This is a genomic window from Massilia niabensis (genome assembly GCF_042655085.1).
In the GTDB taxonomy this organism is placed as follows: domain Bacteria; phylum Pseudomonadota; class Gammaproteobacteria; order Burkholderiales; family Burkholderiaceae_D; genus Telluria; species Telluria niabensis.
Genome location: NZ_JBHSMU010000003.1, coordinates 542,602 through 548,765, shown reverse-complemented (window position 1 = coordinate 548,765; position 6,164 = coordinate 542,602). Strand labels below are relative to the sequence as shown.

Here is a 6,164-nt window from a genome sequence, read left to right as displayed (position 1 = left end):
ATTAAGCTAACCAGTACTAATTGCCCGTACGGCTTGTCCCTATAACCTTGGCAGGTTATGGAAACAAGAATACAGCGCTGTTCGCTGTTTGTTGAACCCCTACACCCAAAACATTACTTCTTCCAGATTCAGGCCAGCGTTCACGTGAACGCTGCCCGTACAAGTCAAGCCTGATGACCATAGCAAGTCGGTCCCACCCCTTCCCATCCCGAACAGGACCGTGAAACGACTTTGCGCCGATGATAGTGCTGCAACCAGTGTGAAAGTAGGTTATCGTCAGGCTAGTTATAAAGGAAAAACCCGCTCAGTGATCTGAGCGGGTTTTTTTTCGTCCATTCTCTTTGGGCTTCGTGACTCTGTCGATTTGTTCCGGACCGTTAGCCGATCACGGAACATGCATGTTCAGACACCCCAGAGAATATCGGTCTTGTGGTCACGCGCCGAACGCAGCATTTCGAGCATGGGATAGGCACGCGTCGAGAAGCTGACCACCTGGGCCTGTTCGTGCTCGGCATCGTCGTCATCGCCAGGGTGCGCCTTGATGTCCTGCTCGACCTCGTCGGTCGGAGGGTGCCTGCGGCTTTCCTCGATCTCCTGTTCCAGCAGCTCGGCGGCACGGGCGGCTTCGGCGGAGGTGATGACGCCCATCTCCGGCTCCTTATTGAGCAGATCAAGAATCCGTTTCGCGTGCTCCTGATACATCATCACGTCAGGATAAGATTTGCTTTTAAAAGTGATTAACATGGCGCGGTCCGTCCTATTGTGTTTTCGTCGTAACTAAACGATAACACGCCGGCTGCGCGCGGTCATCCCGCGCACGCCCTTCAGCGGGAGCGGTCACGCAGCAGCCAGGCCAGGAGCAGAACTGCAAAGACCACCGTCCCTGCCGCGCCGATGCCAAGGACAGCCAGGTCGCCTTGCACAAGCCCTGGTGCGCGCAGCAGCAGCCAGGCAAGTGCGGCCCATCCCAGCAAACTGCACACTTCGAGCAGGCTGGTTGCGATATTGCGCTTGCCGCGGCTCTTGAATTCGCTTCGCGTCGTCGGCCGGCCCGTCCACAGCGTGATGAGGGAGGAGCTTGCGGCCGCCCCGCAGACCGTCATTGCCGCGAATGCGCCGGCCGGCGGCGCCTGCAGCGTCAGCCAGGCGAGGGGTAGTGCCGCGAGCAGCAGCACGGGCGCCATCGCAGCAGCCAGTTTCGCCAGGCGCACGGTGGCCCCGCTTGCCGGCGACGACTGCAGCAGGTCCGGCGCGTCCTCGGCCAGCAGCACAATCCAGGCCAGTGCCGAGCTGAGCGAGCCGCACAACATGGTCAGGCCAGCGCCCGTGACGGCGATGTGGGGTGCGTTCTTGTTGAGGATGAGGAAACACAGCGGCAGCAAGTACAGTAACTGCAGCAAGACTTGCGAGATCAGGTGTGGGTCGCGCCGGATCAAGCGCCATTCCTTGACGACGATGGTCTCGAACAGGCTGCGCTCGAAGCGATAGCGGATGGCCCCAGGCCGTTTCGCTGTCCGGCTGCCATCGGCCGCTTGCTGCAATCCACGCACAAAGAAGCGGTGGGTCAGCCCGACGGTTGCCCAGGCAGCCAGGAGACCCGCGAGGGCGACCAGCGCGACCTCGACAGGTTCGCCAAAAGCGGCCCGTGCCGGCAGCCATAACAGGCTGTCCGCATCGATGGTGCCGCCCGCGCTCATCATCCGCATGAGGGCCGATGGCGCGGCCCTGCGCTCGTCATGCGCCATGAAATTGCCCGCCTGTGACAGCAGGAACAGCAGGGCGCCCGCGACCGCGCCGATGACCTGGGCCACGACGCGCGTGCGGCGTGCGCCGAGCCAGCGCACCAGCGCCAGTGTCAGCAGCATCGCAAACGAAGCGGCCAGCGCCGCCAGCGCGAGCAGCACCGGGTACACCGCCAGCCAGCGAAACTGTCCCAACAGCAGGCCAACGTGGGCGAACGGCGCCAGGAAGAACAGGTACAGGGCCGTGATGCCGACGACGATGCCCGCCAGCTTGACGCTGAAAATGCTGCGCGAGGACAGCGGCGACGACAGCAGCAGGTCCATGTCGCCGCGGTCGAACAGGGTCTCGACACTGGCCTTCAGCGCGCCCGACAGCATGAACAGGAAGGTCGCCAGCAGGATCGCGGCGGCAGCGATCACGAACTGCTGCGGCGGCGCGCCCAGGGCCAGCTTCGCGGCCCCGATCGCGCGCAAGAGGAGGTACACGCCGGCATGCAGGGCCAGCCAGACCGCGAGGCCGCCGCCAACCACGCGCCAACCGCGCCACCTTTTGCCGCCCTGTGCGCGGGATGAGAGCACCGTCCGCCAGAACAGCCGCAACTCATGGCCCAGCAGCCAGAATGCCGTGCCGGGCCGTGCGCTCGGCCGTGCGCTCATTTTCCGCCCGTCAGTTGCAGGAACATATCCTCGAGCGTGGCGCCCGGCGCCTGCTCGCGCAGTTCCTCCAGCGTGCCCTGCGCAATCAGGCGGCCGTGCTGGATGATCCCGATGCGCTGCGCAAGCCGCTCGGCCACTTCCAGGATATGGGTCGTCAGGATCACAGTCCCGCCGCCCGCGACATGCGAGAGCAGCAAATCCTTGACCTGGCGCGCGGCCCCGGCGTCGAGCCCCGTCAACGGCTCATCGAGGATCAGGAGCTCCGGTTCATGGATCAGCGCGCCGGCCAGCGCCAGCTTCTGCTTCATGCCGCGCGAGAAGCCTTCGGTCAGCTCATGCGCGTGCTGCGCCAGGTCGAGCCAGTCCAGCAGCTCACGCGCGCGCGGCTCGGCAGCCCGGGCGTCGACACCCCACAGGCCGGCGACGAACTCGAGGTATTCAACCGGTTTCAGCTTCCCGTACAGCATCGGGTCGTCCGGCAGGTAGGCCATCCGGCGCTTGGCCCCTGCCGCGTCCTGCGCCAGGTCGATGCCGAGTACCTCGATGCGGCCCGCATCCGGGGCCAGCAGGCCGGCCACCATGCGCAGGGTCGTCGTCTTGCCTGCGCCGTTCGGACCCAGCAATGCATACAGCTCGCCGCGCCGCACGGTGAGGTCCAGGCCGTCGACCGCCGGCCGGCCGAAATGCTTGCACAGGCTAGTGAGCGCCAGGGCAGGAGAGGGCGTCGTCACAGCGGCTTGAACGAGGAAATGAACTGGTCCACCTGCTCGGCCGTCACCGCCTTTTCCCGGCCCATGACGATCACCTGGTAGAAACGGTTGCCTTTCGCCACGAAATGGCCGCGCAGCAGCATGGGCTGCCCGTTGGCCGTGCCGACCGCGTCGACATCGATGCTGGCCTGCGCCGCCGCCGGCTGGCCCGTGCTGGCCGCGGCCGCGCTTTCGCGCCGCACCCTGGCGTCGAGATTGCGCAGCAGTGCCGTTTTCATGTCGCCGAGCGCGGCCTGGGCGCGTGCCGGGTCGGGCGCCGTGCCGGTCCCGACGGCGAAGGTCACGCCTTCGACTTCGGCCGCCGTCATCGTCATGTCCACTTTCATGCCATTCAGGTCGACGGGCCGCGTGTGGCTTGCCGGCTTGGCCGGGAACATCACGCGATACGCCGCATCAGGACTGCTGTAGTCACGCCAGTTGTAGGTCGGGTTGCAGGCGGCAAGGAGCGTGCTGCCGGCCATGATGAGTACGGAAAGGAATTGTTTTGGCATCCGCCGATGGTAGCAGGGCGGGTGCGCGAACGCTACCGGCGGCGGCCTCGGGTCAGCGCTCCTGCAGAGCGCGCCGGTACGCGATCGCCTCGGCCATGTGGGCGGCGTCGATGGTAGGCGCACCGGCCAGGTCGGCAATCGTGCGCGCGACCTTCAATACCCGGTGGTAAGCCCGTGCCGACCAGTTCATCATGGTCATTGCCGAGCGCAGGATCTTGTCGGCGGCAGCGTCGGGCACGCACAGGCGGTCGATCTCGTGCGTGTTCAGGCGCCCGTTCGGCTTGCCCTGGCGCGCCAGCTGCACGGCGTGTGCGACGACCACCCGGCGCGCGATGCTGTCGCTGCTTTCGCCGTCGGCCTGCGCGCCCATGGCCGCGGGCGACATGGCGCTGACCTCGACCTGCATGTCGATGCGGTCGAGCAGGGGACCGGAAATACGGTCGCGATAGCGCTGCGCGCTCTCGTTGGTGCAACGGCACTTGCCGGACGGATGGCCCTGCCAGCCGCAGGGGCAGGGATTCATCGCGGCGATCAGCTGGAAACGCGCCGGAAAGTCGGCCTGGTGCGCCGCCCGCGAGATGGTGACCACGCCCGATTCGAGCGGCTGGCGCAGCACCTCGAGCACCTTGCGGTCAAATTCGGGAAGTTCGTCCATGAAGAGCACGCCGCAATGGGCAAGCGACACCTCGCCCGGACGCGGTACGCTGCCGCCGCCCACCAGGGCCACGCCGGAACTGGTGTGATGCGGACTGCGAAACGGCCGCGAACGCCAGCGCTCGGGCGAGAAACTGCCGGTCAGCGACTGCACCGCCGCCGCTTCCAGCGCTTCCTCGTCCGTCATGGGCGGCAGCAAACCCGGAAAGCGCGAGGCCAGCATGCTTTTACCGGCGCCCGGTGGGCCGACCAGCAGGATCGAATGGTTGCCGGCAGCCGCAATCTCGAGCGCCCGCTTGGTATGGCGCTGGCCCTTGACGTCGGAAAAGTCGGGATAGCGCGGCGGCAGCAGCGGCAGTTCGTTGCGATAGCGCGGCAGGCGCGTCCCGTCGTTCAGCGCGGCGAAGTGGGCGCATACCTCCAGCAAGGTGTCCGCAGGATAGATGCTGGCGTCGGCCACCAGCGCCGCCTCGTCGGCATTGCTCTTCGGGAGGATGAAGGCGCGCCGCGGCTCATTGGTCTGCGCGCCGCTGCGGCCGATCGCAAACGTCATCGCCAGCGCCCCGCGTACCGGACGCAATTGGCCGGACAGCGACAGTTCGCCGGCGAACTCGTACCGGTCCAGCTCGCTCGAGGGAATCTGCCCGGAGGCCGCCAAAATGCCCAGGGCGATCGGCAGGTCGAACCGTCCCGATTCCTTCGGCAAATCCGCCGGGGCCAGGTTGATGGTGATGCGCCACGAGGGGATTTCGAAGCCGACGTTTTGCAGCGCCGCCCGCACCCGGTCTTTCGCCTCGCGTACCTCGGCGTCGGGAAGGCCTACGATTGTGAAGGAGGGGAGACCGTTGGCGAGGTGGACTTCGACGTTGACGGCCGGGGCTTCCATGCCGGCGAGGGCGCGACTTCTGAGGACGGCGAGGCTCATCGGTTTCATTTGGATACTAGAGTCGGGGACACCAAATCTTAGGGGGGATGAGCCGACGCCAATTGAGAGCGCACAGGCTCATCGCGAAAACGATGGGCTGTTCTGGTTAGTGCCAGCTACGGCGTTCGAACATTGCTTGGGTCAATGTTTAATTAATTGCTCGGTCGGTTTCTGTCTAGTACTATCAGTAATCCATTGTCGCCACCGAGAGCCCATCCATGAGCATGTCACCGACGCACCTCATCAATCTTGTTGCGCATTTCGGTGCTGGTGTTGCGGCCATGATCCTTGGTTTTCTTCTTCTGGCTTCCGCCAAAGGCACGCCATTCCATCGGAAGCGAGGCCGAGTGTTTGCCGCGCTAGCGCTCGTTGTATGCGCGACTGGGGTGGTTGGAAATGTGTTTTTTCGCTTCATTCCGCTGTTCGCCGTGCTTACAGTCCTGGTCGCGTACCAGCTGTTGAGCGGATGGCACGTCATTTACACCAAGGCTGCTGGGCCGAACAGGATTGACGCGCTGCTGGCTGTGTGTGCCGCGAGTTGGGCCCTGTACTTAATACCGCTCCTGCTATCAGCCAGCGGCAATGGAAACGCTGCACCGGCCGTCATCTTTTCTTCGTTCGGGGCACTCGTTTTCTTGCTCGTGTACGATTGCGCGCGCTGGTGCTTTCCGAGGCGCTGGCACGCTTTACTCTGGCGTTGCGAACACATCTACAAACTGATTGCGTCATTGTTCGCGATGTTATCGGCAGCGATGGGCAATCTGGTCAGCTTTGGACAGCCCTGGTCGCAACTTACCCCTTCCGTGCTCGGCATGGCAACCATTGTGTGGTTCATTTGGCGAGACTTGCAAGCTCGTAGGCGCTCTTCATCGCATAACAGGAACTGGACAGTTGCAGGCGAATAGAAGGCTGGGCCAACCAGGTG

At 64.5% G+C, this 6,164-nt stretch carries 6 protein-coding genes and 1 rRNA gene; 2 read left to right on the top strand and 5 right to left on the bottom strand.

Features of this window, described 5'->3' with window-relative positions:
• Positions 1-169: 169 nt before the first annotated feature.
• Positions 170-282, top strand: a 5S ribosomal RNA gene (rrf, locus tag ACFPN5_RS02610).
• Between the two features lie 120 nt (positions 283-402).
• On the opposite strand, the gene ACFPN5_RS02605 is transcribed toward rrf, so the two are convergent.
• The 5 genes from ACFPN5_RS02605 to ACFPN5_RS02585 all read right to left on the bottom strand — a co-directional run bounded on the left by ACFPN5_RS02605 (position 403) and on the right by ACFPN5_RS02585 (position 5,239).
• Positions 403-744, bottom strand: a complete 342-nt coding sequence (locus ACFPN5_RS02605; RefSeq protein ID WP_379779778.1) for a DUF1840 domain-containing protein — start codon at positions 742-744, stop codon at positions 403-405.
• A gap of 80 nt (positions 745-824) precedes the next feature.
• The gene (locus tag ACFPN5_RS02600) at positions 825-2,399 is read right to left on the bottom strand and encodes a hypothetical protein (RefSeq protein ID WP_379779776.1); all 1,575 of its coding nucleotides are present in this window, start codon (positions 2,397-2,399) and stop codon (positions 825-827) included.
• Positions 2,396-3,130, bottom strand: coding sequence for an ABC transporter ATP-binding protein (locus ACFPN5_RS02595; protein WP_379779774.1), 735 nt, complete (start codon positions 3,128-3,130; stop codon positions 2,396-2,398). The genes ACFPN5_RS02600 and ACFPN5_RS02595 overlap by 4 nt, the downstream gene beginning before the upstream one ends.
• Positions 3,127-3,660 (bottom strand): hypothetical protein, encoded by a 534-nt coding sequence (locus tag ACFPN5_RS02590; RefSeq protein WP_379779772.1) that lies wholly within the window; start codon positions 3,658-3,660, stop codon positions 3,127-3,129. The genes ACFPN5_RS02595 and ACFPN5_RS02590 overlap by 4 nt, the downstream gene beginning before the upstream one ends.
• A 52-nt stretch (positions 3,661-3,712) precedes the next feature.
• On the bottom strand, positions 3,713-5,239 hold the full coding sequence (locus tag ACFPN5_RS02585) for a YifB family Mg chelatase-like AAA ATPase (RefSeq protein WP_379779770.1): 1,527 nt from the start codon (positions 5,237-5,239) through the stop codon (positions 3,713-3,715).
• Between the two features lie 218 nt (positions 5,240-5,457).
• Here ACFPN5_RS02585 and ACFPN5_RS02580 point away from each other — a divergent pair, with 218 nt between their 5' ends.
• Positions 5,458-6,144, top strand: coding sequence for a DUF2306 domain-containing protein (locus tag ACFPN5_RS02580; RefSeq protein ID WP_379779768.1), 687 nt, complete (start codon positions 5,458-5,460; stop codon positions 6,142-6,144).
• Positions 6,145-6,164 lie beyond the last annotated feature (20 nt).